Origin of the sequence: Vibrio metoecus (assembly GCF_009665255.1) — a bacterium.
In the GTDB taxonomy this organism is placed as follows: domain Bacteria; phylum Pseudomonadota; class Gammaproteobacteria; order Enterobacterales; family Vibrionaceae; genus Vibrio; species Vibrio metoecus_B.
On record NZ_CP035686.1, the window covers coordinates 676,073 to 703,035 of the forward strand.

Genomic DNA, 26,963 nt, shown 5'->3' on the forward strand with positions numbered 1-26,963 from the left:
GAGTCGTTGTGATTGTTTGATTGATGGTTAAGTTATTCGCGATAGTGCCCCCATTCATAATGATGCAAATCTTTGCTTATTTAAGTTGTGCTGATTTCTCCCTCATTGATCGTGTGCTGGCATTGATATGGTTTAACGCGGGTGTGCAGATTGGATTATTGTTGTAACTATAAAGAGGTAGTTGCGAACGAAATGGGTGAATTTTTAATAGTTTCTTACTTAGTTTCGTGATTCGTAATAGAGTTAGCGGCTTTAGTCTCCTCGTTGCTGTGGTAATATAGCCCTCCCAACGTTCTCAGTAGATCAGCATGTTAGAAGTCAAAAATCTCACCGCCATTCGTGATGAGCGGATTTTATTTGAATCCCTCTCATTCGAAATCCATACCGGCGAATTAGTCCAGATTGAAGGTCGTAATGGAACGGGTAAAACCACCTTACTACGTATCATTGCTGGCCTTGGTGAGAGTGACTCAGGTGAAATCCTCTGGGATAGCAATAAAATTCAAAGTGATCGTGAAAACTATCACCAAGATTTACTGTTTTTAGGCCACCAGACAGGGATTAAGCGCGAACTGACGGCCGCTGAAAATTTACGGTTTTATCAAGCTGTGCATCAACAAGCGGTGAGTGAAGCGGACATTTTCCAAGCACTGGCGAAAGTGGGATTAGCTGGGAGGGAGGATGTGCCTGTTGGGCAACTTTCCGCAGGGCAGCAGCGTAGGGTAGCGTTGGCAAGATTATGGCTGAGCCAAAAGAAACTATGGATTTTAGACGAACCTCTAACCGCTATTGATAAGCAAGGCGTGAAAGTTCTTGAAGCACTGTTTTTAAACCATGCAGAACAAGGGGGATTGTGATTTTGACTACGCATCAAGATATGTTTGCTGACAATCCTAAACTCCGCAAGATTCGACTCGGTGGTGACATTTCATGATTACTGCTTTTACTCAGTTTATCCGCCGAGAACTCTTAATTGCTTTTCGTCGCCAAGCCGATGTATTCAACCCTTTGTGGTTCTTTATTATTGTTATTACCCTGTTCCCTTTGAGTGTGGGACCTGAACCCGCCTTATTAGCGCGAATTGCTCCGGGTATTGTTTGGGTAGCGGCTTTGTTAGCGGCGTTGCTTTCCTTAGAGCGTTTATTTCGGGATGATTTCCAAGATGGGGCGCTTGAACAGGCAATGCTTACTCCGCTGCCTTTATCGGTTGTTGTATTGGCAAAAGTCACTGCCCATTGGATTCTGACGGGGTTACCGCTGATTTTAATCAGTCCGCTGCTGGCGGTTTTACTCTCGTTTGATAGTTCAACCTGGCTAGCGGTTGTGTTGACACTTTTACTGGGAACGCCAACCTTAAGTTTTATTGGCGCAATCGGCGTTGCATTGACCGTGGGGTTACAAAAAGGTGGGGTGTTACTGAGTTTATTGGTTTTACCGCTGTTTATCCCAGTTTTGATATTTGCTACCTCGGCAATTGATGCAGCGGCACTTGGTATGCCGTATAACGGACAACTGGCTATTTTAGCGGCGATGCTAATGGGGTCGATGACGTTAACCCCTTTCGCGATCAGTGCGGCGTTACGAGTAAGTGTTCATTGATTGTCTTCGATCAAGCACGAAAATGCTGCGTTAGATAAATTATAATAAGTTAGTTAAAACTCAATAAATTGAAAGCAAAGTGAGATCAACATGTGGAAATGGCTTCACCCCTATGCCAAACCCGATGCAGCTTACCAATTGTGCGGTAAGTTGTTGCCTTGGTTTGCCAGCTTAGGATTCCTGTTTCTCGTGGTAGGGACGGTGCTTGGATTAGCTTATGCACCGGCAGATTACCAGCAAGGCGATAGTTTTCGAATTATCTATATCCATGTCCCTGCGGCGATATGGTCAATGGGTATTTACATGTCGATGGCTATCGCTGCATTTATTGGCATTGTTTGGCAGATCCGTATTTCAGATATGGCAGCTTTAGCGATGGCTCCCATTGGTGCCGTGTACACGTTTATTGCGCTGATCACTGGTGCGATTTGGGGCAAGCCAATGTGGGGGGCTTGGTGGGTATGGGATGCACGCCTAACTTCTGAGCTTGTACTCCTGTTTCTCTATTTAGGTGTGATTGCGCTTTATCATGCCTTTGATGATCAAAAAACGGCTGCGAAAGCTGCGGGTATTCTAGCGATTGTCGGCGTGATTAATCTACCTATCATCCACTTCTCGGTTGAGTGGTGGAACACTTTGCACCAAGGTGCCACTATCACAAAATTTGCGAAACCATCGATTGCGCCTGAAATGCTATGGCCGCTTTTGGCATGTATTTTCGGTTTTGCATTCTTTTTTGCAGCACTGACTATGATCCGTCTGCGTAATGAGATTCTAAGTCGAGAAAGTCATCGTCCTTGGGTCTGCGAATTAGCAAACCAATCTTTGCGAGGAAAGCAGTGATGCATTTTGAATCCTTTAGTGATTTTCTAGCAATGGGTGGTTATGCCAGCTATGTCTGGGGAGCCTTTGGCTTAACTTATCTGTCGATGGCGGTGTTGTGGATCGTCAGCGTTCGACGTAAAAACACGTTACTCAATCAAGTGCGCAATAAATTGGAGCGTCAGGCTCGGATTGATGCCGCAAAACATATGGAGAACACACTATGAACCCAAGACGTAAAAAGCGGCTCGGTGTTGTTTTAGCGATCTTACTTGGACTGAGTGCCACGGTTGGACTGATCATCTACGCCTTAAATCAAAATATGGATTTGTTTTATACCCCAAGTGAGTTGGTGTATGGAAAAGAAGGAAATAAACCTGAAGTGGGGCAACGTCTTCGCATTGGTGGAATGGTGGTCGTCGGTTCTGTAAAGCGTGATCCTAATTCTCTGAAAGTCAGTTTTGATTTACATGATGTAGGCCCTAGCGTCACGATCACCTATGACGGTATTTTGCCGGATCTATTCCGAGAAGGTCAGGGTATTGTCGCTCAAGGTGTTCTCGTTGATGCAACGAATATCGAAGCATTTGAAGTATTGGCAAAACATGATGAGAACTACATGCCACCAGAAATTGCTGAAGCTATGCAAAAAACACATGCACCACTCCAGTACACCGAAGAACAACAAGGAAGTGCACAATGATTGCTGAAATTGGCCATTTTGCACTGATTGTTTCGTTAGGTTTGGCGATTTTATTGAGTGCACTCCCTCTGCTTGGCGCATCACGCAACAACACGCTATTAATGAATACCGCTCGCCCCTTGTCATGGGGCATGTTCTTGATGCTGTTGACCTCTTTTGTGATTTTATTGTGGGCATTTTATAGCAACGATTTTACCGTGCAGTATGTGGCAAGTAACTCAAACAGTGAGCTGCCTTGGTACTATCGGTTGACGGCGGTTTGGGGAGCTCACGAAGGTTCGTTATTACTTTGGGTATTGATTCAGTCTGCTTGGACTGTCGCTGTCGCCACGTTTAGCCGTGGAATGCCGCAAGAGTCTGTGGCTAGAGTATTAGCGGTGATGGGCATGATCAGCGTCGGTTTTCTACTGTTCATTATCGTTACCTCTAACCCATTTTTGCGTACTCTGCCTTACTTCCCAATCGATGGGCGTGATTTAAACCCACTCTTACAAGACCCCGGTTTAATTATCCACCCACCGATGTTGTACATGGGGTATGTAGGCTTCTCAGTGGCTTTCTCGTTCGCGATTGCTTCTTTGATGACTGGTCGATTGGATACGGCATGGGCTCGTTGGTCACGTCCTTGGACGATTGGTGCTTGGCTGTTTCTCACTATGGGGATCGTTTTAGGTTCTTGGTGGGCATACTACGAGCTTGGTTGGGGTGGCTGGTGGTTCTGGGACCCAGTAGAAAACGCCTCATTCATGCCTTGGCTCGCTGGCACGGCTTTAATGCACTCATTAGCGGTTACGGAAAAGCGTGGCACTTTTAAGGCATGGACGGTTCTGCTGGCCATTTCAGCTTTTTCTCTGAGTTTGCTAGGCACATTCTTAGTGCGCTCAGGTATTCTGGTTTCCGTGCATGCATTCGCATCTGATCCTGCCCGCGGCATGTTCATTCTCGGTTTCTTGATCGCGGTGATCGGTGGTTCATTGCTGCTGTTTGCAATCAAAGGTGCCTCGGTACGAGTGCGTGGTAACTTTGAATTGGTCTCACGTGAAAATAGCTTACTGGCTAATAACGTATTGCTGATGACCGCGCTAGCGGTAGTGCTGATTGGTACTTTGTTACCTTTGGTGCATAAACAGATCGGTCTTGGTTCTGTCTCTATTGGTGCGCCGTTCTTTAACATGCTCTTCGCATGGCTAATGATTCCATTCGCGTTTTTGTTGGGCATTGGTCCATTAATTCGTTGGAAGCGTGACCAAATTTCAACCTTATTTAAACCTATGTTAGCTACCGCAGTGGCTTCATTGGTGCTTGCCGCGCTAATGATGTGGCTCAATGCCCCTACTTTCAGCCCGATGGCCTATCTCGGTTGGGTAATGGCATGGTGGATTGTGCTACTGCATGGTTATGAGCTGCATACGCGTGCGACTCATCGTCATCCGTTTATGGTGGGTGTGAAAAAGCTACCACGCAGCCATTGGGCGATGATGCTTGGTCACTTAGGCTTAGCGGTGAGTATTATCGGTATTGCGATGGTGCAGAATTACAGTATTGAGCGCGATGTACGCCTTGCTCCTGGTGATAATTTCCAGCTGAATGAGTACAACTTCTACTTCCAAAATGTGCGCGACAAAGATGGCCCGAACTACGATGGATACATTGCTGATTTTGAAATCACCAGCCAAGGTCAATATGTCAATACGTTGCATGCAGAAAAACGTTTCTACCGCACAGCCAAATCGATGATGACTGAAGCCGCGATTGATCGTGGCATTACGCGTGATTTGTATATTGCGATGGGAGAACGTTTGGAAGATAACCGTTCGTGGGCAGTTCGCATTTATTACAAACCTTATGTGCGTTGGATTTGGGCTGGTGGTTTGTTAATGGCATTGGGTGGCGTATTAGCGATCAGTGACAAGCGTTACCGCTTCAGAAAAAATGCACATCAGGAGGCTTAAGTGAATAAGAAGATTTTATTTATCCCACTGGTTGCGTTTTTGCTATTGGCAGGCGTGTTTGCTACTCAGTTGGTAAGAAACTCATCGGGAGATGATCCAACCAAGCTCGAATCTGTATTGGTCGGCAAGTCGGTACCTGAGTTTCGTTTAGAAGATTTGGCGGAACCGGGTAAGTTATACGATCAGTCCATTTTCAAAGGTGAACCTTTATTGCTCAACGTTTGGGCGACTTGGTGTCCAACCTGTTACGCCGAACACCAGTACCTGAACAAACTGGCTGGGCAAGGTGTGAAAATTATTGGTCTGAATTACAAAGATCAACGCGATAAAGCAACCCAGTGGCTCAATGAGCTCGGTAACCCGTACCTAATCAGCCTATTCGATGGAAACGGTATGTTGGGGCTGGATTTGGGAGTATATGGCGCTCCAGAGACATTCTTAATTGATGCGAATGGCGTGATCCGTTATCGCCATGTGGGGGATGTGAATTCGCGCAACTGGCAAGAAACACTTGCGCCACTCTATGCGCAGCTGCAAGCGGAGGCGAAACAATGAAAAAGTGGTGGTTTGCAGTGTTCGCTGCCATGATGGTATCACTTTCGGCATTCGCTACGATTGAAGTGTATGATTTTGAAACATTGGAGCAAGAACAGCAGTTTCAGGAATTAGGCGCGACCTTGCGCTGCCCGAAATGTCAAAACAATACAATCGCGGATTCAAATGCAGAATTAGCGCAAGATTTGCGTCAAAAAGTGTATGAGATGACGAAAGAAGGAAAGTCCAAGTCGGAAATCGTCGATTACATGATCGCTCGCTACGGTAATTTTGTAACCTATAATCCACCATTTACACTAGGTACTGCGATTCTTTGGTTTGGTCCTATTTCGGTGCTCGTGATTGGTTTTACGATAATTGTGCTACGCAGTCGACGTAAATCGCGCAACGCCACTCATTCAATACAGTGGAATGACGAACAAGAAGCACGTCTAGCGGTGTTATTGAAAGAAGAGCAAGAGGGAGAGAAGTAATTATGGGGATGTTTTGGATCTCAACCTTGTTGTTAGCATTGATTGCGGTAGCATTCATCATTATTCCTTTCGTTAAAAAACGTGCAAATAACGATCAAGCACTACGTGATGAATTGAATAAAGCCTTTTATAAAGATCGCCTGAAAGAGTTGGAAGTGGAAGCAGAAGAGGGGATCGTGGTTGATCAACAAGATTTGATCGCCGATCTCAAGCAAACTCTGTTAGACGACATCCCAATTCAGCAAAAGCATGAGCAAGAGAATAACGTTTCATTGTGGAAGATCGTGGTTCCATCTGTGTTACTGGTGGTCGCTTTGAGCTATGGTTTATACGCTAAGTTCGGTAGTTATCAACATGTGCAAGCGTGGCAAGAAGTGACGGCACAACTCCCTGAACTGTCGAAAAAACTGATGGCACCTCAAGTAGAGCTTAGCGATGAAGAGATGAATGACTTGACGCTTGCTCTACGTACACGATTACATTATCAAGCTGATGATGTGACAGGGTGGTTGTTGTTAGGGCGAATTGGTTTAGCCAACCGTGACCTTGAAACCGCCATTGGAGCGATGAAAAAAGCCTACGCATTAGATAGTGAAGATCCTGATGTGAAATTTGGCTACGCTCAAGCATTAATGCTGTCCAACGATCCGATTGACCAACAAGACGCTAAATCAATTCTGTTGAAATTGGCCCAGCGTGGTTATGCCGATCTGCGTGTTTACTCTTTACTGGCATTTGATGCATTTGAGAGTGGCGATTTTTCTGCCGCCATTAAATATTGGAGCTTGATGCAACAAGCGATCGGCCCTCAGGATGCTCGCTATGAGATGCTTAGTCGCAGTATTGAAAGTGCGCGACAAAAAATGGGCTCACAGACCAGCGCCACAAGTGATGGAAAGTCGGTTAAGGTAACAATCAGTCTCGGTGATCAGGTGAACGTCGATCCTAATGCAGTATTAATTGTGTCGGTTCATGCGCCTGGTTCTCCTATGCCTACGGCAGCCGCACGTTACCCACTTGGTGAATTCCCAAGAACTGTGGTATTGGATGACAGTAACAGCATGATGCAAGGGGCAAAACTCTCTAGTCTTGAGTCTTTTATTGTGCGAGCACGTATTGATACAGACGGTAATGTGGCGACAAAAACCGGTGATTGGCATGGTGAAAGCCAAATAATGAAAGCGGGTGATGCCGTTGCCGTTGTACTTGATAAGCAGTACGAATAAAATCACAAGCAGAAAAATAATAAACGATGCCCAAATAGTCCAAAGTCGTGGCTGGTACGACTTTGAGTGGGAAGAAAATATAAGGCCGATGTAAATCGGCCTTTGCACATGGAATAACGTATGGTTGGTCGCTTATCTTGGATTGTTTTATTCACCGCGTTTTTGCTCGGATGCAGTAGCACCCCCGATGACGCATCCTCTCACTCTCAGGTTAATGATCCGCTTGAAAGTTTTAACCGACAAATGTGGACGATTAACTACGACTACTTAGATCCTTACGTGGTTCGTCCTGTCTCCTTGTTTTATGTCGGTTATGTACCTAAACCTGTGCGCAGTGGGGTAGCGAACTTTCTTTCTAACTTAGATGAACCAGCCAGTATGGTGAATAACTTATTGATGGGTAATGGTTCGAAGGCCGTAGTCCATTTCAACCGTTTTTGGATTAACACCAGCTTTGGTTTACTTGGCTTAATCGATATTGCTTCTGAAGCTGGCATTAAAAAGTACGATGAAAAAGAGTTTAGTGATGCAGTCGGACACTATGGTGTAGGTAATGGACCTTACCTAATGATTCCAGGATACGGGCCTTATACCGTGCGCCAAGTGGCGGATGTGGTCGACGGTATGTATTTCCCTCTCGCTTATCTCAATATTTGGGCTGGATTAGGCAAATGGGCTCTAGAAGGCATGGAAACACGCGCTGCCCTAGTTTCGCAAGAAGCTTTACTGCACAACTCTCCAGATCCGTATAGCTTGACTCGTGATGCATTCATCCAACGAAGAAATTTCGAAGCGGAAATTCGAGTGGATGATTACAATGCCGAAGAAGAAAACTATCTTGATGAATATCTAAACGAAGGATTATGAGACACCGCGGCTTAGCGGAGGCTAAGCCGACATTACCCTGCCACTAAAGTATTCATTAGCCACGATATATTCAGTGTTGCGAATCAGTTCTTCACGGATTTCAGACCAGTGCACTGCCTCATCATTTGCACTCTCGACTTGAGGTACCACGCCTCCGACCCGAATGTTAAACGGGGTTAGCTCTTTGGCCCAACTTTGAGTAAATCCTGAGACCATGGAGTTCGCACTTTCTATGCCTGATCTATCTTGTGGTGCGTTATAGCACACCACATTGACGATCACTCCTTTAGTCTGGCGTTGACGCATTCTGACCGAGCAAGCGTGACTGAAATTAAACAACGAAGAGGCAATTGCGCCTAATTGCTGAATAAATTGTTCACTGGGTTTTTCGTCAACCAGTGACGGTAAGGGGGCGGAAGGTAAGTTGTTAATCAACACATCGGGCGCTCGCTGAAATTTTTGTTCAACCATATCCAGAAGGTGTTCAATGCTGTCGGGCGAAAAATCATTGAGATGAAAATACGCGACTTGATTTGAGATGGCATGACAGCGCCAATATGTGTCCACTAGTCCTTGCTGGTCACGATCACAAAGGATCACTTTGGCTCCAAGTTTGACAAAGTGAGTGGCGAGTGTACTTCCGAGAGCTGAGCTTGCCGAAGTTATTAATATTACTGCACTTTTTATATCCATGAGTGCTACCTCATCTTGTTCTTAGCTGCACTTTTAACCGTCAGGTTACGCAGGGGGTTTGGACAGCATGGTTGATTAGATGTGTATACAGTGTGAATAAGTTCAAATAACTTTGGATTTGGCAAACAGAAAGCCAATAGTTTGCATCCATTCACAAAAATTATTAGATCGGAATTTTGTTTGCAGTATGGCCTATGTATTAGGCCGGTCGAATGATCAAACGGACAGACGGAATTGATCTTGACGATAAGCGGTCGCAAGGCGGTGGTAAAAATCTTTGGCCAATAGAGCTGTCGGTGTTTTTTCTGCTAAATGACGCCGCTCATGACCTGAAAGATTTAGATAGACTTCTTCAGGGAAGCCTTGAGTATCTTGTGGACGATAAGTCAGAGCTTCTGGAGTCAGGTAATGGCTGAGTTTGGCACTTGCCATGCCACCTTCATGAAACAGCGCTGCCTGTTTGGCTGAAATCTGATATGAGCTTTCATCATTTTCCAGTGGTTGAGGCTCTGCAAGTTCAAAACGCTGGCGCAGAACTTGTTCAGTCGTAGGCGATTCATGGATTTTGTCTATAGGAGTGTTGTCGCGCACATCGTTAGAAAAAAGTGCCAATAACAGGGCAAAGTCAGCACGACGTCCTTGCGTAACCGCTTGGCTTATACCTTGGCCAAAATGCAGCTCGCTAATGATTCCCGCTTTGTCTAACGTGTGGACTTGCATGACTCTCTCCCCTTGATATTCATTTAACGGCTTCAGGGCAGAAAACTTGAGGAGATGAAATGAAAAAAGCCTGCAAAATTGCAGGCTTATGACGATTAAATAAGCAATGGGAGCTTATTTAGCTAGGTTCTGAGCAACAAAGTCCCAGTTAACCAGTGCCCAGAAACCATTCATGTAGTCTGGACGCACATTACGGTAGTCAATGTAGTATGCGTGTTCCCACAGGTCAACGGTCAGCAGTGGTATCACGCCTGCTTCTGTCAGCGGAGTTGCTGCATTTGAAGTGTTCGTGATGGCAAGAGAACCGTCCGCTTTTTTCACCAACCAAGTCCAAGATGAACCGAAGTTGTTGATTGCAGAATCTGTGAATTTAGCTTTGAAGTCAGCGAAAGAACCGAATGCTGCATTGATTGCTTCAGCAACCGCACCCGTCGGCTCACCGCCACCGTTTGGTGACAGGCAGTGCCAGTAGAACGTGTGGTTCCAGATTTGCGCTGCGTTGTTGAAAACACCGCCAGTTGAGGTCTTGATGATCTCTTCTAGTGATTTGTTTTCAAACTCAGTGCCTGGGATCAGACCATTCAGTTTTACCACGTATGTGTTGTGGTGTTTACCGTGGTGGAAATCCAGAGTTTCTGCTGAGATGTGTGGTTCCAGCGCGTCTTTCGCGTAAGGAAGAGCGGGTAGTTCAAATGCCATTGCTCGATTCTCCGTTGAGTGTAAAGAGAGGGTTCTCTTTATGTCATTGCTTCCAGTGTATTGTTTTCTTCGTCGTTACGACTGACTTGATAAGTATTTTAGCAACTTTTTACTTTATTAAAACCCCGAAGACAGAAAAAGATCCGTCTAGAGTGTTCACGAAAGCGCTAACTAGACAAACAAGATAAGTCTACTCTTTATCCACATAGAGAATATGCTTTTTATTCTCAGTTATTGCTTTAGAATGTGCCCATATTTGATGACATCCATTAATGAGGAAGCGATGGAAACTATTGACAAAATCAAACAGCAAATCGCCGAAAACCCGATTCTGCTTTATATGAAAGGCTCACCAAAACTGCCAAGCTGTGGTTTTTCTTCGCAAGCTGCACAAGCTCTGATGGCGTGTGGTGAGAAGTTTGCTTATGTAGACATTCTACAAAACCCAGACATCCGTGCAGAACTACCGGTTTATGCTCAGTGGCCAACTTTCCCACAACTGTGGATTGAAGGTGAGTTAATTGGTGGTTGCGACATCATGCTAGAGATGTTCCAGAAAGGTGAACTGCAAACACTGGTTAAAGAAGCGGCATCTCGTACCGCGAGTGAAGAATAACACTGTATAAAACTACAGTTTTCCTTGATTTTATAAGGCCACATTGAGTATTGTGGCCTTAATTTTATCCGCCAATGTATGCTATGAGCCGACTCATTATTGCTGAAAAACCAAGCCTTGCTCGCGCAATTGCCGATGCCTTGCCAAAACCCCATAAGAAAGAGCAAGGTTGTATTCGGTGTGCTAATGGCGATGTTGTGACTTGGTGTATTGGGCATCTTCTTGAGCAAGTTGAGCCAGATGCTTATGACGAGCGCTACAAAAAATGGAATATGGCGGATCTGCCGATTATTCCGCAGCAGTGGCAATTGCGCCCGAGAAAATCCTCCTCTCAACAGTTAACCGTTGTACGTAAGCTGCTTAAAGACGCCAATCAAATTATCCATGCTGGAGATCCCGATCGTGAAGGGCAGCTGTTGGTGGATGAAGTGCTGGATTATTGCAAAGTCCCGAATCATAAAAAGGAAGTGGTGCAGCGGCTGCTGATCAGTGATTTGAACCTTTCTGCGGTAAAACGCGCCTTGCAAGGTTTGCGCAGTAACCGTGAATTTATTCCACTCTCAGTCTCTGCGTTGGCACGTTCACGTGCCGATTGGCTGTACGGCATGAATATGTCGCGCGCTTACACTTTGCTCGGGAAAAAAGCCGGTTATCAAGGCGTGCTCTCTGTGGGGCGAGTGCAAACACCTGTGCTTGGCTTAGTGGTGCGACGAGATGAAGAGATCGTGAATTTTGTCCCACATGATTATTTTACTCTTGATGCTCTAATTCCATACCAAAATGGAGCCGATCAATTCGACATACGTGCCCGTTGGAAACCGAGCGAGGCCTGTTTACCTTGGCAAGATGAAGACGGGCGGGTGACTAACCGAAAACTAGTGGAAAATGTTGCTAGCCGCATTGCTAATCAGCCCGCGACTGTGACTGAATCAGAGCAAGCTCAAACCAAGCAAGCAGCACCTTTGCCTTATTCGCTGTCTGCGCTGCAAATCGATGCTGCTAAGCGTTATAACTTTAGTGCGCAGCAAGTGTTGGATCTCTGCCAGTCGCTGTATGAGAAGCACAAACTGATCACCTATCCGCGTTCAGATTGCCGATATCTCCCGAAAGAGCATTTAGCTCAGGCTGCTGATGTTGTGGCAGCGATTGCCAACAACGCACAAGAAATGGTCACTGCCGTTAATAATGCCGATTTGTCACTGCGTTCTAAAGCCTGGAACGACAGTAAAGTGGATGCTCACCACGCCATTATCCCCACGCCCAAAAAGGCTAGCGTGAATGTGTTGTCTGGCTATGAGATGAAGGTGTACCAACTCATTGCTCGCCAATACTTAATTCAGTACTATCCTGCGGCAGTGTATGCAGAGGCTAAATTGGTCTTCAATATCGCTGGCGGCGTTTTTATTGCGAAAGGTCGTCAATTGCTTAGTGCTGGGTGGAAAGCGCTGACAGGTCATCAAGATGAGCAAGAAGAGGGCATGGATAAAGTCCCTCCTCTACCTGTTGGCACTGTATTTCAGTGCCGAGAAGGGGAGATCAAGCAAAGACAAACCGAACCTCCTCGCCATTTTACTGAAGCCACTCTTTTACAGGCGATGACAGGAATAGCCCGCTTTGTGGCCGATAAAGAGCTGAAGAAAATTCTGCGTGATACGGATGGTTTGGGTACAGAAGCAACCCGAGCGGGGATCCTTGATACCCTGTTTAAACGCGGACTTTTGCTGCGCGATAATAAGCTGATTAAAAGCACTCCAGCGGGACGAGGCTTAATTCACGCCCTTCCGGCTGAAGCGACTTATCCAGATATGACAGCACATTGGGAACATCAACTACAAGCGATTGCTGAAAAAGGCCAAGCTTATCAGCCATTTATGCAAACTTTACAGATACGTTTAGAGCAGCTCATCGCGCAAGTCAAAATTGCCCCAGTGCCGACTTCATTGCAATCCTTACCCGCGGTGAAGAAAACGGCCTTTAAGCGCACACGTCGTGCTCCAAACAATAAAGCTAAAACGTATAAAGCCTAAATGAACCAGAGTTGAGTGCCGCATGATCCCGCTGATTTATCATCCCATTTATTCGCAACTTGATTTACCAGTCGGTCATCGATATCCCATCAACAAGTACCGCTTACTGTATGAAGAGATTGTGCGCCAGCAAGAGCAAAGTGAAGAGTGGCGAACCGCATTTAACTTTATTGCTCCACAAATGGCCGCGCTCTCTTTGGTGAGGTCAGTGCATGATTCGGACTATGTGCGGGCATTGCTAGATGGAACATTACCAGCCGCCAAGATGCGCCGAATTGGTTTTCCTTGGAGTGAAAAACTGATTGAGCGTACGTTGCTTTCTGTGGGAGGAACCAGCTTAACGGTCGAGCGAGCTTTGCTGTCAGGCATCGCAATCCACCTCAGTGGTGGTTATCACCATGCTCATGTGGATTTTGGTAGCGGTTTCTGTTTGTTTAATGATTTGGTAATAGCAGCGCACTTCGCACTCTCTTTGTCTAGTGTTGATAAAGTGCTGATCATTGATAGTGATGTGCATCATGGCGATGGAACGGCAACCTTGTGTGCGGAACGTAACGATATCATTACGGTCTCTTTTCACTGTGATAAGAATTTCCCGGCGCGTAAGCCTGCTTCTAGTATGGATGTCGGATTTGCTAACCAGACGGGCGATGAAGAGTTTTTATCCACCTTCATCCAGGTGGTGGAAATGGCGGTCAATCTCCATCGACCTGATCTGATCCTCTATGACGCCGGTGTGGATATTCATAACGATGATGAGCTAGGCTATTTATCCATTTCACAGGCAGCTATCGCGCAACGCGATCGTTTTATGTTGGGTTTGGCAAAGCAGGAGAGCATCCCAATCGCTTGTGTCATAGGTGGTGGGTATCGCAAAGACCATGCGGCACTCGTGCCATTGCATCTTGAGTTACTGAAAGCGGCGTTAAGCGCAGGATATTGAAGTGAAATTGTGGAGATACGTAAAAGCAAAAAGCCGCTAAATAATCAGCGGCTTTTCTAATGTGGCGGAGAGATAGGGATTTGAACCCTAGGATAGCTATTAACCATCGCCGGTTTTCAAGACCGGTGCTTTCAACCACTCAGCCATCTCTCCGTTTGTGCGCGCATAATATCTACCTAACGCTTGCTTGTAAAGCCCCTAAAACACTGTTTGATTTAATTATGTACACTTGGTCGTTGTTTTTATTGCTAAGCGCTATTTTTACAGATTTCAAAAACGGAAAAGGGGAGTTTCTCAGAAACTCCCCTTTAGGTGTATGGTCGGACTGAGAGGATTTGAACCTCCGACCCCCGACACCCCATGACGGTGCGCTACCAAGCTGCGCTACAGTCCGATGCGCGTAATCTAATAACTTTTATCTATGGCGTCAACCCTGGGGTGCCTTAAAATAATGAATTTAATTGTCTTTTGCGTAAAAACGCTGCAATTCGGTCAAACCTTGCATTAACACGGGTAATGTTGGAGTAACCTCTTTAAGACGTTGGTAATTCTCATCATAAACTTTAAAGTTACCTAATTTATCGATCACGGTGGTTTGCGAATCTGTAATTAAGGCTAACTCACGTGAATCTCCGGCTAAAATCCATTTCCGTTTACTTTCGTTAAACAGGTTTTTGCCGCTGCTGTAGTCAATTGGATTTGATGAAACCCCTAGCAAATCTTGCATTAGAGTCACAGAGAAGTCGAGATGGCTAGAGCGATGAGCATAAGTGCCAGCTACTTTACCTGGCCAATGAATAATCATGGGAACTTGTAACTGATAGCGACTATAGTTGCTGTTTGCTCCCCAAGTATTCGTTTTAGTCTCGTTAAACTCAGTCCCATGATTTGAGGTGATGACAACCACAGTGTTGTCTAGCAGTGCCATGGATTCTAATTGGTCAAGTAAGTTTTTGATTACGTTGTCAGCTTGGGTCGCAGAAAGGTTATAAGCATCACGTAAACGATCGGTTGTCGATGATTTGGTCGTATTAGATTTTAGCGCTGAAAACTCTTCAACGGTTGTGAGTTCTAAATAGCTAAACCACGGTTTCCCCTGTGTTGTGACGAGCCACTCAGACCACGCATTTACCGCCTGATCATCAGCACTGTTGGCTTTGACGAAAGTAATGTCAGCAAGATCTAAAGATCGGAATAATGTTTCATGATAAAGCGGATCAGAGAAGTTGCTGCCACTGAATAATCCAAACTGATAGCCATTCTTTTTCATGACATCAATAAATGCAGGCGGATTACCTTGAATCCGAACGCTACTCGCATAAGTGCTCGGTAAACCATAAAACAGACCAAACAGGCCAAACATATCGTTGCTTGAACTGTAATGGTTCGTGAAGTTGAGGTTCTCGTTAGCAAACTGATATGCGTTTGGCATTAGTTCGGGTGTTAGTGCATCGGCGCGCAAATTATTAATGCTCACCACCAAGACGTTTAGGTTATTGGTACGTCGATTAAACTCTAGTGGCTCAAGAGGGTAGATGAGGCCATCAGTCCCGCTATTTTGTTCGGCAAGACGCTTGGTGTACTCCTCTCTATCAAATAAACCGTGCTTTTCCATAAAGGATTTCGCTGTCATTGGATAGGACAGAGGGAAGTTTGCCCGCTGATTGGTTACCGATGAGTAGAGATAGGCATCCGACCAAACGTAAATGAGATGACTGGTGATGAAGCTGATAAAAAATACGGCTGCAATAGGGCGACCAATACGCTTATGGGATAGCTTGCGCTGTTTGCGCCATACCCATTCTGATAATCCGAGTTCAAGCAGAAAAATCAGCGGTAGGACAACAAACAGATGTTGTAGATCAGCGCTCACGCTGCTCGTCTCATCGTTAAAAAGAAGCTCCCACACGACAGGATTAAGGTGTAGGTTGATGATTTGATAGGCTTGAGTATCTATCAGTAAAACAGTGAGACCGAGAGTTGAAAAGCAGACCGCTAAAAAACGAAACAGACTTCTTGATGGGACAAGAAAGGTCAAAGGAAAAAGCACTAACAGATAGAGTGCAAAAACAAGAAAACCGAAATGGCCAACCCAAGACAGCACGAGGTAGAGCTGTCCGATTAGCGTTTCAGGCCAAGGAGATTGAGAGATATATCGAGTGCCAATGAGCATGGCTGCGATGATATTAAAGAAAGCAAACCAATGCCCCCAACCTACCAAACGAGATACTCTATCGCCGTATGTATTTCCGCTCTCTACCATGTGCTTTTTCTATTTATTGGTTAAATTGGGTCAATTTTAGCTTTGCAAAGATGACACTAACGCTTGTGCGAATTTTTCTGCAATCACTTTACGTTGTGAAGCTGCAACGTTTTGATTGAGCACGTTCGTTGCGATATTACCCACGAGCATTAAGGTCAGCTCTGGTGAGGCATTGTGTTTGTTTAGTACCGCAGCAATTTCAGTCAGAATGGATTCAACGTGTTCGTCACTGTATTTCGATGTAATAGGCATATTGACTCTGATGATGATAGTAAAAGCGGCTTATGATACCCTACTATGCCTAACAACTGAAACCAGAACGATGATTATTTCACTATGAGCCTATTCCTTTCTAACGTGATTTTGCACCAACTCCGTAAAAATGATAATGATGAGTTGGTCGTAAACTATCGCGCAGAATCTCTTCGCAATGATACGTCAACTGAAAACTTAGTCGCTGAGTTACATCGTGTTTTTAATGCAAAAGCGGGTAAAGGCTTCGGTTGTTTTAAGTCAGACAGTGAATTCCAGCTTTGGTTGCAAGAGATGCGTCGTGGAGAGTTGCCTTTCTACGATTTTTCACAACAAAGTGCTCAGCGTTTAAAGAATGAACTCGCAAAATACCCTTTTGCCGATGAGGGAATTTTGGTGATGGCGGAATATCAATCGTTGGCGACCGATTACCTGTTTATTGGCTTGCTGCCACTCAACCAAAGTCTCAAAGTCACTGAGGGGCTAGACATCAGCGCCACGGATTATTTGGATATCAACAAAATGGATATCGTGGCACGTATTGATCTTTCTAGTTATGAAACAGACAAAGAGTCCAAACGCTATTTGAGTTACATCAAAGGTCGAGTAGGACGTAAAGTAGCCGATTTTTTCCTTGATTTCCTGCAGGCGGATATTGGCCTTGATACTAAGCAGCAAAATCAAGTGCTTATGCAGGCGGTGGAAGACTTTTGTGCTGATGCTAAGTTCGAAAAAGATGAAGTGATCAGTTACAAAAAGCAAGTATACGAATACTGCAATGATCAGATTAAATCGGGCGATGAAGTAAAAGTGCAAGAGCTGTCTGGGGAATTGCCACCAAGCAATGAAGGCGTCAACTTTTTCGATTTTACGCGTGAGCAAGGCTACGAGCTGGAAGAGAGTTTTCCTGCTGATCGATCTACCGTACGTAAACTGACGAAATATGTGGGTGCCGGTGGTGGTTTGAACTTAAGTTTTGACAGCTTGTTGCTGGGAGAGCGTGTGTTTTATGACCCAGAAACCGATACGCTGACGATTAAAGGAACGCCACCGAATTTACGTGATCAATTGACTCGCTTACGTTAATCAGCAGCATTAAATATCGCCAGCTAAAGGCCATTCACTTTGATAAAGAGAGCGATCATGCTCTCTTTTTTTTAAGCAAATCACCGCATTGCCCATCAAGCTTAAAAATTGCGTATATGCTTGATCTTAGGTTTTTACTAGGATCATTGGCATGGAAAAAATCTTATCGAATAAGCGGTTGAGAAATAACGCTGTGATGACGATTTTTGTTGTATGGGGGATCGTAGCAGGCTTGATGTTGTGGCAATTTCATCAGATCTCCTCATCTTCACGCAGCCTTGATGAGTTAACTAATCGCTTGATGCACTTTCGCGATACGCTCTATTTCTCACAGCCTTATCGAGCGAACCAAGCTCCAGATTTGGAGCTTGAACTTTCCTTGCTGCTCGCATTACGTATGCAAATTGAAGCGGAGCAATCCCATGTTTGGTTTGCCGGTGATGTGCAGCAACTGTTGTATCAAACCGATCGATTTATTGAACAAGCAAGAGCCTTTTTGAATATAGAGCTACACCCTACAGAGTTAGCTGAGTTGTTGCGGCAAAACCGACAAAGGGTTCAGCAGAATGATGCGCGATTAGCAGAATATTTCCAGCTCGGAGCATTGAGTTTTGAGGCTTTGTTTGCGGATCATCGGACTAATCCAGACATCTATCGTAGCTTAGATCGCCTCTTAAAAAATTCACTTAGCTTACCTAACGAAGAGCAGGAGCATCTACAGATCGCCTTGGCATACGTTTCCAAACTCCTTACGCAATATGCAGAAGGCGATAATATTGCCAATAAACTGCTAAATCATGCTGTCTACGAAGAGGCGAGCTTGCTTGAAGAAGAGTACCACCATCAATTGTGGAGCATGATGATTATTCTGGTGTTTGGGACTGTATTAGCCATGTTGAGCTTTATGCTGCTGTTATCTTGCCGCTCCTTTTCTGTTTTACCCACTCGAACTCATGAAGAGCAAGAGTGTAGTTCGATAGGCGGGGCAAGCAGCCAAGTGAACATCGAACAATTAAAACAAGCATTAAATGGCAATATAAAATCAGTTCATCAGCTGCTGAATGTTTTCTTGGAAGATCATAAGCAAGATGATGAAAGAATTCGCGCACATATAGTGAGTGATGCTCAAATGGCTCAACGTGTGAGTCATAGTTTGAAAAGCGCAGCGGCAAGCCTAGGAGCAGAAAGGTTAAAGAACGCGGCGGCAGAGATTGAAGGGGCGCTACAAGCGGGGAAAATGCCGAGCGAGCAAGTGTTGGATAACTTATCCTCATACTTGGCAAAAACCGTTCGTGAAGTGGAATGGCATATGGCTCGCTTACATTTAGAGTCTTACTCGTCGTTATAAATAAAAAGAGCGCCGTCGCGCTCTTCAAATTTTTTTTAGATTCTTATGCAGAAACAGGAACCTCTGGGTTTTCGGTTTCGTCAACAAGGCTTGCGCAAGCAGTTGGTTCGCATTTATCAACAAACCATCCGCAGTAAGAGGTTACGATGGTAACGATAATGCAGACAAAGCTCAGCCACATGAATGGCGCGTAAGAAAGCGTTGCGACCCCGAGAATGCTCGCCATATAAATTCCGTTATCACTCCAAGGCACCATGCCAGAAGTCAACGTGCCACCAAACTCTGCGTTCCGAGATAGGTTTTTGCGTTGATAGCCTAAACGGTCATAGTTTTTAGCACAGATTTTTGGAGTAAGGATCAGCGATACATACATTGCGGAACCAAACACGTTACCCATAAAGGCCGTACCAATGGTGCTCGTCGCTAGCGAACCTGGGCTAGTCACGCGGCGTTCAAACAGTTTTGCGATGGTTTCTAACACGCCGACTTTATCAAGCAGCCCCCCAAACCCAAGACCGAACACGATCACGGCAACTGAACCGAGCATGGATGACATACCCCCACGATTCAAAATTGCATCAATGAAGCTCACGCCAGATTCAATATTGTAAGGTGCCCATGCGGTGTTAAAGGCTTGCAGGAAATCCACATCTTGAATCATCACCGCCCAAATAATGCCTAGTAATGAGCCAAAACTGATCACAGGAAAAGAAGGCATACGCATGGCGAGTAGGCCGAGCACGATGAGTACAGGAACAAAAGAGTATGGGGTGATATAAAATTGCTGTTCCATCGCGGTAATCACAGTCTCAACTTGAGACATATCAACGTTACCCGCGTAGTGGAAGCCAAACAGAGTAAACAGAATTCCTGTAATGACATAGCTGATCAGAGCAATAGGTAGCATCCCTTTGATGTGTTCCATCACTTCAACGTTTGACATCGAAGATGCCAGAATAACCGAATCTGAAAGTGGTGACATCTTATCACCGAAGTAGCAACCAGAAAGCACAGCACCCGCAGTAATTGGGGCTGGAATACCAAGGCCTTGGCCAATCCCCATCATAGCAATACCAGCAGTTCCTGCGGCTCCCCATGAAGTGCCTGTTGCTAAAGCGGTTAGCGAGCAAATCACCATAGTGGCTAATAAAAAGATAGAGGGGTGAATTGCTTTTAGGCCGTAATAGATGATGGTCGGTACAATGCCACCTGAAATCCAGGTTCCGACTAAAGCACCAACGGCCAAGAGAATTAAAACCGCACCTAGGCCATTTGAGATGCCATTGAGGGCTGCGGTTTCTAAATCTTTGTATTTATGCCCTAGGCGAATACCAAGAGTAATAATCACGAACCAGCCGATGTACAGAGCAAGCTGAATAGGTAAATCCAGTTGTGCAGTAAATGAAAACGCTAACAGCAAAAATAGGCCAAGTGAGACGATCACTTGAGTCAAACTTGGCAGGCGTTGTTGGGCTTGTAACATACTAAGAGCCTCTTATCCAATCGTTAGTAAGGAGTCAGGATATCCTTATTGAGTCGGAGTGCACTTTACCGTAGTTAAAATAATATATCGACATTAAAGCTGTTTGTTGTGATTTATATCGTTCAAGTGGTTAATTTGTAGTATTTGCTGTTTAATTTTTGAGTTGTTAATGAAATCAAATCTTTTGTAATGTGGGTTTATTGTGTAACAAGAAATAAGTTTTTTGGTAAAAAACTGACGTCAATGCTCTAACTTGGTTAAAAAATGAGAGTTTTAAGGAGCTTGCCGCAAAAACCGCGATCACTTGGTCAGAACGATAAGAAAAAGTTGTGTGATTTGATAAGAAAGGCTTGAGATTTAAGGCTGAACCACTTATAGATGGAGCCAGTGATTTAACATTGGATCTACACGGAGAGTATGTGAAATGAGAGTAGGTTTAGTAGGTTGGCGTGGCATGGTCGGTTCTGTCCTCATGCAACGCATGGTAGAAGAACGCGATTTTGATCTGATTGAACCGGTTTTCTTCAGTACATCGCAAATTGGCGTTCCTGCCCCGAATTTTGGTAAAGAAGCGGGGGTGCTACAGGATGCATTTGATATTGATAGCCTAAAACAGTTAGATGCAGTGATCACCTGTCAAGGTGGTAGCTATACCGAAAAAGTGTACCCAGCACTACGTCAAGCGGGTTGGAAAGGGTACTGGATTGATGCCGCTTCAACTTTGCGTATGGATAAAGACGCCATCATCACACTGGATCCGGTAAACCTAAAACAAATTCTGCATGGCATTCACCACGGCACCAAAACTTTCGTTGGCGGTAACTGTACCGTGAGTTTGATGTTGATGGCTCTGGGTGGTTTGTACGAACGTGGCTTGGTTGAGTGGATGAGCGCTATGACATACCAAGCTGCGTCAGGAGCTGGTGCACAGAATATGCGTGAGTTAATTTCGCAAATGGGCGTAATTAACGATGCGGTGAGTTCTGAGTTGGCGAACCCTGCAAGCTCTATTCTGGATATTGATAAGAAAGTGGCAGAAACTATGCGTTCCGCTTCTTTCCCAACCGACAACTTTGGCGTGCCTTTGGCGGGTTCATTGATCCCTTGGATTGATGTGAAGCGTGATAATGGCCAAAGTAAAGAAGAATGGAAAGCGGGGGTTGAAGCCAACAAAATTCTTGGTTTGCAACATTCGCCAGTACCAATTGATGGTACTTGTGTTCGTATCGGTGCAATGCGTTGCCACTCTCAAGCTCTGACCATCAAGCTGAAACAGAATATTCCGCTCGATGAAATCGAAGAAATGATTGCGACTCATAATGATTGGGTGAAAGTGATCCCGAATGAGCGTGATATTACTGCACGTGAACTAACTCCTGCGAAAGTGACAGGAACCTTGTCGGTTCCTGTTGGCCGCTTACGTAAGATGGCAATGGGGGATGATTTCCTCAATGCGTTCACGGTTGGTGATCAATTACTGTGGGGGGCGGCTGAACCACTGCGCCGTACTCTGCGTATCATCTTGGCTGAGAAGTAATTCGCATTAATTCCAAGTTGGTTACCTGCATTAAAAAAGAAAGCGCCGTTTGGCGCTTTCTTTTTCAGCTCGATATTCCCTTACCGCAGATCACTATTAATATAAGGTGCTTTAACCGGAACCACCCGTTTATCTGGATCGGCCAACTCGCTGCCACAATGTTTACAAAATAGAGCATCAGACTCATGGCCAGATAGGGCGCAATTGGGGCATTTCACTAAGGTTCGGTGATTGTGCATCTCATTATTCAGTTCTGCGGTGATAATCCCGGTTGGAACCGCAAGAATCGAATAACCCAATAGCATGGTCATGGACGCAATAGTCTGTCCTAAAGGGGTTTTCGGTACTAAATCCCCATAGCCAACCGTGGTGATGGTCACAATTGCCCAATAAATACTGGTTGGGATACTAGTAAAGCCGTTTTGGGGACCTTCAATCACGTAAATCAATGCGCCAAAAATCGTTACTAATATGGCCACGGTACTGAAAAAGATAAAAATCTTTCGTCTGGCAGCCAGTAAAGAACGCAGTAGAAGGTTCGAATCTTGTAGATAACGTACAAGTTTGAGAATTCGGAAAATGCGCATGATCCGCAATAAACGAACCACTCCCATAATACTTGCCGCAGGGAAGATAAAGCTCAGATAGGTAGGCAGAATTGCCAGTAGATCTACGATCCCGTAAAAACTGCGCGCGTAAGCACTGGGTTTAGGTGAGCAGTAGAGTCTTAAAGCGTATTCAAGGGTAAATAAGGCAGTGAACAGATATTCCGCGATACGCAGTGAAGATTGCCACTCACTCATCGAGGGGAGTGATTCTAACACCAGTAATACAAGTGAAGAGAGAATGGCGCTGATTAGGCAGAGATCAAATAGCTTACCAGCAGGGGTGTGCGTGCCGAAGATGATCACATAAAGACGATGTTTTAAATGTGCTTGATTGGGCATGATATTGCGATGTTAAAGGTACATCGCAATATCATAGCGACGTTGTCCGCGTTAGGCTAATCCGGGGAAGAGGCTTCTTAAGCCATTTGCTATAAACTCAATCCCCAATGCTCCCAAGATAAGCCCCATGATACGCGTGATCACGTTGATCCCAGTCTGTCCAAGCAATCTGACAATATATGGAGCAGAACGGAACAGCAACCATGAACAAAAGCTGAATGCCACAATCGTCAACACAATCCCGAAAGTATCGAGCATATTTGGGTAACGCGAACCATAGACAATCGTCGAGCTAATCGCACCAGGCCCCGCCATGAGTGGCATTGCTAAAGGAACAACCGCAATTTGTTCACGGCTAATGTATTCCGATTTCTCTTGTTTGTTCTGTTTATCTTCACCAAGCTTACCGCTCATCATCGAAAAGGCGATGCTAAGCAGCAGTAAACCGCCGGCAACGCGAAATGAATCTAGAGAGATGCTGAACAAATCGAGCATCATTTGTCCAGCCAGTAACGCAATGATCAGAATGATGGCAACAGCAATATTAGCGGTTGCAGCGGTTTTGTTTTTCTCTTCCAGCGTCATATGACCGGTCAGAGAGACAAACACAGGCATAATGCCCACAGGGTTTACCGCAGCGACTAAGCCGAGGAAAAATTGAAGAAAAATGGCAATTTCAAAGCTTTGCATGATGAAGTCTCGTAACCATCGCAGAGAGATAAAGAAGCGTGCGTAATGTAAGCGAAAGATAGCAGAATCACGAATGAAAAAAATTGGGTCGCCACGAATTATTGTGTGAGAAAAACTAATTGATGCATAAGAGTGAAAAGATTCAGTGTCATTCTTGTGTCAAGTTTGTTCTCTGGTTCTTTTGCTTGTTAACATTCGCACATTTTTTGTAAAAACTTGGCCAAGATCTGGTGACCATAGACATAACCGATATACTCTCAGTAGCACGTTAAGAGCCTCCGCAACGTGCCTTTGATGTGTAAAAATGAAACTTTTTTACAAGGTATTGTAGTTTTTTTAGTTTTTAAAATTTAAGTGAGGCTTTTTTAATCAGCGGTAATTTTTGGTTTAATTTCTTTTAATTCATATTGTTAGATTGTATCGATGCTGGAGATTACCACTTCTTGGGTAATTAATTTTTCATAACTGATCTGAGTCAATTTTTTTCACAGTCTGAAATATTATACTCAGCCGTGAAAGCAATTTACTAAGTCGGTCGTAAGTTAAGTCTTTGAGTAAAGGTAAAAACTGACTGCAGCACACTTACTAAAGAGTTTTTAATATTTTTTTATTTTAGGAGATTCATTATGCCTGTTACTAATCTGGCTGAACTTGATGCTCTGGTTGCTCGCGTTAAAGCAGCACAAGCTGAATTTGCTACTTTCTCTCAAGAACAAGTAGACAAAATCTTCCGTGCAGCTTCTCTAGCAGCAAACCAAGCGCGTATCCCGCTGGCTCAAATGGCGGTCGAAGAATCAGGTATGGGTATTGTTGAAGATAAAGTAATCAAAAACCACTTTGCTTCTGAGTTTATCTACAACAAGTACAAAGACGAAAAAACCTGTGGCATCCTCGAAGAAGATGATAACCTAGGTACTATGACCATCGCTGAGCCTGTAGGTATCATCTGTGGTATCGTCCCAACCACTAACCCAACCTCAACTGCTATCTTCAAATCTCTGATCTCTCTGAAGACTCGTAACGGTATCATCTTCTCTCCACATCCACGTGCGAAAAACTCAACCAACGCAGCAGCGAAATTGGTTCTGGATGCAGCAATCGCAGCGGGTGCTCCAAAAGACATCATCGGTTGGATTGACCAACCTTCAGTTGAGCTATCAAATGCTCTGATGAAACACGATGGTATCGCACTGATCCTTGCAACTGGTGGTCCAGGCATGGTGAAAGCAGCTTACTCTTCTGGTAAACCAGCAATCGGTGTAGGTGCAGGTAACGTTCCTGTTGTTATCGATGAAACTGCTGACATCAAACGTGCTGTTGCTTCTATCCTAATGTCTAAAACTTTCGATAACGGTGTAGTGTGTGCTTCTGAACAAGCGGCTATCGTAGTGAGCGAAGTTTACGACGAAGTGAAAGAGCGTTTCGCAACACACAAAGCGCACGTACTGAGCAAGGCTGATGCAGACAAAGTGCGTAAAGTGCTGCTGATTGATGGCGCGCTGAACGCGAAAATCGTAGGTCAACCTGCTGCCGCTATCGCTGAAATGGCAGGCGTAAAAGTACCTGCAGACACTAAAGTGCTGGTGGGTGAAGGTCTGGGCAAAGTCTCTTATGATGACGAATTCGCTCATGAAAAACTGTCTCCAACACTCGGTCTGTTCCGTGCCGACAACTTCGAAGACGCGGTTGCACAAGCAGTAACCATGGTAGAGATCGGCGGTATCGGTCACACCTCAGGTCTGTACACCAACCAAGACGTTAACGCAGATCGTATCCGTTACTTCGGTGACAAACTGAAAACTGCCCGTATTCTTGTCAACATCCCAACCACTCACGGTGGTATCGGTGACCTGTACAACTTCAACGTTGCACCGTCTCTGACTCTGGGTTGTGGTTCTTGGGGTGGTAACTCAATCTCTGAGAACGTAGGTCCTAAGCACCTAATCAACAAGAAAACTGTTGCGAAGCGAGCTGAAAACATGTTGTGGCACAAACTACCTAAGTCTATCTACTTCCGCCGTGGTAGCCTTCCAATCGCTCTTAGCGACCTAGAAGGTAAAAAACGCGCATTCCTAGTTACTGACCGTTTCCTATTCAACAACGGTTATGCAGACGATGTGGTTGCTCTGCTGAAAGCGCAAGGAATGGAAGTTCAGACATTCTTCGAAGTAGAAGCGGATCCAACGCTGTCTGTAGTAGAGAAAGGTGCTGCAGCAATGCAAAGCTTCCAACCAGATGTAATTCTCGCTCTAGGTGGTGGTTCACCAATGGATGCGGCGAAGATCATGTGGGTAATGTACGAGCACCCAGAAACTCACTTTGCAGAACTGGCCATGCGCTTTATGGACATCCGTAAACGTATCTACAAGTTCCCTAAAATGGGTAAAAAAGCGGAGCTTGTGTGTATCACTACCACTTCAGGTACGGGTTCAGAAGTGACTCCATTTGCGGTTGTGACAGACGACAAGACTGGCGCTAAGTACCCACTGGCAGACTACGAACTGACTCCTCAAATGGCGATCGTAGATGCGAACTTAGTGATGAATATGCCTAAGTCTCTAACTGCCTTCGGTGGTTACGATGCGGTAACTCACGCACTAGAAGCTTACGTATCTGTTCTTGCGAACGAATACTCAGACGGTCAAGCTCTGCAAGCATTGAAGATGCTGAAAGAATACCTACCTTCTAGCTACGCGAATGGTGCAAAAGATCCAATCGCTCGTGAGAAAGTACACAACGCAGCGACTATCGCTGGTATCGCATTCGCGAACGCGTTCTTGGGTGTATGTCACTCAATGGCGCACAAGATCGGTGCTGAGTTCCACCTACCACACGGTCTGGCGAACGCTCTGCTGATTGCTAACGTGGTACGTTACAACGCGAACGACAATCCAACCAAACAAACTGCATTCTCTCAATACGACCGTCCACAAGCACGTCGTCGTTACGCAGAAGTTGCTGACCACCTAGGCCTGAGCCAAGCTGGCGACCGTACTGCACAGAAGATTGAGCGTCTGTTAACTTGGTTGGATGAGCTGAAAGTGAACTTAGACATCCCAATGTCTATCCAATCTGCGGGTGTAAATGAAGCTGACTTCCTAGCGAAAGTTGATGCGCTAGCGGTTGAAGCGTTTGATGACCAATGTACTGGTGCAAACCCACGTTACCCACTGATTGCTGAGCTGAAAGAAGTCCTGTTGGCTTCTTACTACGGTAAACCATTCGTAGAAGGTCAAACTTTCGAAGGCACGACTGTTATCGTAAAGAAAGCAGATCAAGAAGCGGCGAAAGCACCAAAAGCGAAAAAGTAATGTGATTGGTTTTCGCTAGCACGAAACAAATCGGGAAATACAAACCCTCCGCAAGGAGGGTTTTTTTATGCCATAAGTTTAGGGAAGTGATTTTAAAGCGGCGTGTATTCAGGTTACATCGAAGAGAAAGTAAAAATTTCAGCTTGCAGCT

24 protein-coding genes, 2 tRNA genes and 1 pseudogene are annotated in these 26,963 nt (G+C 45.1%); 17 read left to right on the forward strand and 10 right to left on the reverse strand.

Going from position 1 to position 26,963, the window contains the following annotated elements:
• Positions 1-308 precede the first annotated feature (308 nt).
• The 10 genes and pseudogenes from ccmA to EPB59_RS03255 all read left to right on the forward strand — a co-directional run bounded on the left by ccmA (position 309) and on the right by EPB59_RS03255 (position 8,197).
• Positions 309-934 (forward strand): annotated as a pseudogene (gene ccmA / locus EPB59_RS03210) (cytochrome c biogenesis heme-transporting ATPase CcmA).
• On the forward strand, positions 931-1,599 hold the full coding sequence (ccmB, locus tag EPB59_RS03215; RefSeq protein ID WP_055050963.1) for a heme exporter protein CcmB: 669 nt from the start codon (positions 931-933) through the stop codon (positions 1,597-1,599). Before ccmA ends, ccmB begins: the two are co-directional and overlap by 4 nt.
• A gap of 90 nt (positions 1,600-1,689) precedes the next feature.
• The gene (locus EPB59_RS03220; protein WP_154171538.1) at positions 1,690-2,442 is read left to right on the forward strand and encodes a heme ABC transporter permease; all 753 of its coding nucleotides are present in this window, start codon (positions 1,690-1,692) and stop codon (positions 2,440-2,442) included.
• Complete coding sequence (gene ccmD, locus EPB59_RS03225) at positions 2,442-2,648, forward strand: heme exporter protein CcmD (RefSeq protein WP_000545363.1); 207 nt, start codon at positions 2,442-2,444, stop codon at positions 2,646-2,648. The genes EPB59_RS03220 and ccmD overlap by 1 nt, the downstream gene beginning before the upstream one ends.
• Positions 2,645-3,124 carry a cytochrome c maturation protein CcmE gene (gene ccmE / locus EPB59_RS03230; protein WP_154171539.1) on the forward strand — a complete coding sequence of 160 codons (480 nt, stop codon included), beginning with the start codon at positions 2,645-2,647 and terminating at the stop codon, positions 3,122-3,124. Before ccmD ends, ccmE begins: the two co-directional genes overlap by 4 nt.
• On the forward strand, positions 3,121-5,076 hold the full coding sequence (locus EPB59_RS03235; protein ID WP_055029972.1) for a heme lyase CcmF/NrfE family subunit: 1,956 nt from the start codon (positions 3,121-3,123) through the stop codon (positions 5,074-5,076). The genes ccmE and EPB59_RS03235 overlap by 4 nt, the downstream gene beginning before the upstream one ends.
• On the forward strand, positions 5,077-5,631 hold the full coding sequence (locus tag EPB59_RS03240; protein ID WP_001035066.1) for a DsbE family thiol:disulfide interchange protein: 555 nt from the start codon (positions 5,077-5,079) through the stop codon (positions 5,629-5,631).
• 29 nt (positions 5,632-5,660) lie between these two features.
• Positions 5,661-6,104: a cytochrome c-type biogenesis protein gene (locus tag EPB59_RS03245; RefSeq protein ID WP_195707089.1), complete on the forward strand. Its 444-nt coding sequence runs from the start codon at positions 5,661-5,663 to the stop codon at positions 6,102-6,104.
• A gap of 2 nt (positions 6,105-6,106) precedes the next feature.
• Entirely contained in the window at positions 6,107-7,330 is a 1,224-nt protein-coding gene (gene ccmI / locus EPB59_RS03250; protein WP_154171541.1) for a c-type cytochrome biogenesis protein CcmI, read from the forward strand.
• Positions 7,331-7,450: 120 nt separating this feature from the next.
• The gene (locus EPB59_RS03255) at positions 7,451-8,197 is read left to right on the forward strand and encodes an MlaA family lipoprotein (RefSeq protein WP_055029975.1); all 747 of its coding nucleotides are present in this window, start codon (positions 7,451-7,453) and stop codon (positions 8,195-8,197) included.
• A 21-nt stretch (positions 8,198-8,218) separates the two neighbouring features.
• Here the strand turns inward: EPB59_RS03255 and EPB59_RS03260 are convergent, their stop codons facing one another.
• The 3 genes from EPB59_RS03260 to sodB all read right to left on the reverse strand — a co-directional run bounded on the left by EPB59_RS03260 (position 8,219) and on the right by sodB (position 10,309).
• Positions 8,219-8,863, reverse strand: coding sequence for an SDR family oxidoreductase (locus EPB59_RS03260; protein WP_233419675.1), 645 nt, complete (start codon positions 8,861-8,863; stop codon positions 8,219-8,221).
• A 243-nt stretch (positions 8,864-9,106) separates the two neighbouring features.
• On the reverse strand, positions 9,107-9,610 hold the full coding sequence (locus tag EPB59_RS03265; RefSeq protein WP_055028317.1) for a VC2046/SO_2500 family protein: 504 nt from the start codon (positions 9,608-9,610) through the stop codon (positions 9,107-9,109).
• A gap of 114 nt (positions 9,611-9,724) precedes the next feature.
• Positions 9,725-10,309 (reverse strand): superoxide dismutase [Fe], encoded by a 585-nt coding sequence (gene sodB / locus EPB59_RS03270; RefSeq protein ID WP_154171542.1) that lies wholly within the window; start codon positions 10,307-10,309, stop codon positions 9,725-9,727.
• 283 nt (positions 10,310-10,592) lie between these two features.
• On the opposite strand from sodB, the gene EPB59_RS03275 reads away from it, so the two are divergent.
• The 3 genes from EPB59_RS03275 (at position 10,593) to EPB59_RS03285 (ending at position 13,895) form a co-directional block, all read left to right on the forward strand.
• The gene (locus EPB59_RS03275) at positions 10,593-10,925 is read left to right on the forward strand and encodes a Grx4 family monothiol glutaredoxin (RefSeq protein WP_055050967.1); all 333 of its coding nucleotides are present in this window, start codon (positions 10,593-10,595) and stop codon (positions 10,923-10,925) included.
• Positions 10,926-11,008: 83 nt separating this feature from the next.
• Positions 11,009-12,952, forward strand: a complete 1,944-nt coding sequence (locus tag EPB59_RS03280; RefSeq protein WP_154171543.1) for a DNA topoisomerase III — start codon at positions 11,009-11,011, stop codon at positions 12,950-12,952.
• Between the two features lie 22 nt (positions 12,953-12,974).
• On the forward strand, positions 12,975-13,895 hold the full coding sequence (locus EPB59_RS03285; protein ID WP_154171544.1) for a histone deacetylase family protein: 921 nt from the start codon (positions 12,975-12,977) through the stop codon (positions 13,893-13,895).
• Positions 13,896-13,957: 62 nt separating this feature from the next.
• Here the strand turns inward: EPB59_RS03285 and EPB59_RS03290 are convergent.
• The 4 genes from EPB59_RS03290 to EPB59_RS03305 form a co-directional block, all read right to left on the reverse strand.
• Positions 13,958-14,048, reverse strand: a tRNA-Ser gene (locus EPB59_RS03290).
• Between the two features lie 164 nt (positions 14,049-14,212).
• Positions 14,213-14,289, reverse strand: a tRNA-Pro gene (locus EPB59_RS03295).
• 63 nt (positions 14,290-14,352) lie between these two features.
• Positions 14,353-16,158, reverse strand: coding sequence for a DUF3413 domain-containing protein (locus EPB59_RS03300; RefSeq protein WP_154171545.1), 1,806 nt, complete (start codon positions 16,156-16,158; stop codon positions 14,353-14,355).
• Positions 16,159-16,194: 36 nt separating this feature from the next.
• Positions 16,195-16,410: a YejL family protein gene (locus tag EPB59_RS03305; protein ID WP_055050971.1), complete on the reverse strand. Its 216-nt coding sequence runs from the start codon at positions 16,408-16,410 to the stop codon at positions 16,195-16,197.
• Positions 16,411-16,494: 84 nt separating this feature from the next.
• Between EPB59_RS03305 and yejK the strand changes: the two genes are divergently transcribed.
• On the forward strand, positions 16,495-17,496 hold the full coding sequence (yejK, locus tag EPB59_RS03310) for a nucleoid-associated protein YejK (protein WP_055050972.1): 1,002 nt from the start codon (positions 16,495-16,497) through the stop codon (positions 17,494-17,496).
• Positions 17,497-17,647: 151 nt separating this feature from the next.
• Entirely contained in the window at positions 17,648-18,844 is a 1,197-nt protein-coding gene (locus EPB59_RS03315) for an Hpt domain-containing protein (RefSeq protein ID WP_154171546.1), read from the forward strand.
• Positions 18,845-18,887: 43 nt separating this feature from the next.
• Here the strand turns inward: EPB59_RS03315 and nhaC are convergent, their stop codons facing one another.
• Complete coding sequence (nhaC, locus tag EPB59_RS03320) at positions 18,888-20,327, reverse strand: Na+/H+ antiporter NhaC (RefSeq protein WP_154171547.1); 1,440 nt, start codon at positions 20,325-20,327, stop codon at positions 18,888-18,890.
• 424 nt (positions 20,328-20,751) lie between these two features.
• On the opposite strand from nhaC, the gene asd reads away from it, so the two are divergent.
• Positions 20,752-21,864, forward strand: coding sequence for an aspartate-semialdehyde dehydrogenase (gene asd / locus EPB59_RS03325; protein WP_154171548.1), 1,113 nt, complete (start codon positions 20,752-20,754; stop codon positions 21,862-21,864).
• An 80-nt stretch (positions 21,865-21,944) separates the two neighbouring features.
• On the opposite strand, the gene EPB59_RS03330 is transcribed toward asd, so the two are convergent.
• Together EPB59_RS03330 and EPB59_RS03335 are read right to left on the reverse strand one after the other, a co-directional pair.
• A complete protein-coding gene (locus tag EPB59_RS03330) occupies positions 21,945-22,811 on the reverse strand; it encodes an ion transporter (protein ID WP_154171549.1) in 867 nt (288 codons plus the stop codon).
• Positions 22,812-22,862: 51 nt separating this feature from the next.
• Positions 22,863-23,501: a YchE family NAAT transporter gene (locus EPB59_RS03335; protein WP_055027831.1), complete on the reverse strand. Its 639-nt coding sequence runs from the start codon at positions 23,499-23,501 to the stop codon at positions 22,863-22,865.
• A 626-nt stretch (positions 23,502-24,127) separates the two neighbouring features.
• On the opposite strand from EPB59_RS03335, the gene adhE reads away from it, so the two are divergent.
• Positions 24,128-26,812: a bifunctional acetaldehyde-CoA/alcohol dehydrogenase gene (gene adhE, locus EPB59_RS03340; protein ID WP_055050977.1), complete on the forward strand. Its 2,685-nt coding sequence runs from the start codon at positions 24,128-24,130 to the stop codon at positions 26,810-26,812.
• Positions 26,813-26,963 lie beyond the last annotated feature (151 nt).

Excerpts from the sequence above, each read along its gene's own strand:
- ccmB (WP_055050963.1), top strand. The coding sequence starts at position 931 with ATGATTACTGCTTTTACTCAGTTTATCCGCCGAGAACTCTTAATTGCT.
- EPB59_RS03220 (WP_154171538.1), top strand. The coding sequence starts at position 1,690 with ATGTGGAAATGGCTTCACCCCTATGCCAAACCCGATGCAGCTTACCAA.
- ccmD (WP_000545363.1), top strand. The coding sequence starts at position 2,442 with ATGCATTTTGAATCCTTTAGTGATTTTCTAGCAATGGGTGGTTATGCC.
- ccmE (WP_154171539.1), top strand. The coding sequence starts at position 2,645 with ATGAACCCAAGACGTAAAAAGCGGCTCGGTGTTGTTTTAGCGATCTTA.
- EPB59_RS03235 (WP_055029972.1), top strand. The coding sequence starts at position 3,121 with ATGATTGCTGAAATTGGCCATTTTGCACTGATTGTTTCGTTAGGTTTG.
- EPB59_RS03245 (WP_195707089.1), top strand. The coding sequence starts at position 5,661 with ATGATGGTATCACTTTCGGCATTCGCTACGATTGAAGTGTATGATTTT.
- ccmI (WP_154171541.1), top strand. The coding sequence starts at position 6,107 with ATGGGGATGTTTTGGATCTCAACCTTGTTGTTAGCATTGATTGCGGTA.
- EPB59_RS03255 (WP_055029975.1), top strand. The coding sequence starts at position 7,451 with ATGGTTGGTCGCTTATCTTGGATTGTTTTATTCACCGCGTTTTTGCTC.
- EPB59_RS03265 (WP_055028317.1), bottom strand. The coding sequence starts at position 9,610 with ATGCAAGTCCACACGTTAGACAAAGCGGGAATCATTAGCGAGCTGCAT.
- sodB (WP_154171542.1), bottom strand. The coding sequence starts at position 10,309 with ATGGCATTTGAACTACCCGCTCTTCCTTACGCGAAAGACGCGCTGGAA.
- EPB59_RS03275 (WP_055050967.1), top strand. The coding sequence starts at position 10,593 with ATGGAAACTATTGACAAAATCAAACAGCAAATCGCCGAAAACCCGATT.
- EPB59_RS03280 (WP_154171543.1), top strand. The coding sequence starts at position 11,009 with ATGAGCCGACTCATTATTGCTGAAAAACCAAGCCTTGCTCGCGCAATT.
- EPB59_RS03285 (WP_154171544.1), top strand. The coding sequence starts at position 12,975 with ATGATCCCGCTGATTTATCATCCCATTTATTCGCAACTTGATTTACCA.
- EPB59_RS03300 (WP_154171545.1), bottom strand. The coding sequence starts at position 16,158 with ATGGTAGAGAGCGGAAATACATACGGCGATAGAGTATCTCGTTTGGTA.
- EPB59_RS03305 (WP_055050971.1), bottom strand. The coding sequence starts at position 16,410 with ATGCCTATTACATCGAAATACAGTGACGAACACGTTGAATCCATTCTG.
- yejK (WP_055050972.1), top strand. The coding sequence starts at position 16,495 with ATGAGCCTATTCCTTTCTAACGTGATTTTGCACCAACTCCGTAAAAAT.
- EPB59_RS03315 (WP_154171546.1), top strand. The coding sequence starts at position 17,648 with ATGGAAAAAATCTTATCGAATAAGCGGTTGAGAAATAACGCTGTGATG.
- nhaC (WP_154171547.1), bottom strand. The coding sequence starts at position 20,327 with ATGTTACAAGCCCAACAACGCCTGCCAAGTTTGACTCAAGTGATCGTC.
- asd (WP_154171548.1), top strand. The coding sequence starts at position 20,752 with ATGAGAGTAGGTTTAGTAGGTTGGCGTGGCATGGTCGGTTCTGTCCTC.
- EPB59_RS03330 (WP_154171549.1), bottom strand. The coding sequence starts at position 22,811 with ATGCCCAATCAAGCACATTTAAAACATCGTCTTTATGTGATCATCTTC.
- EPB59_RS03335 (WP_055027831.1), bottom strand. The coding sequence starts at position 23,501 with ATGCAAAGCTTTGAAATTGCCATTTTTCTTCAATTTTTCCTCGGCTTA.
- adhE (WP_055050977.1), top strand. The coding sequence starts at position 24,128 with ATGCCTGTTACTAATCTGGCTGAACTTGATGCTCTGGTTGCTCGCGTT.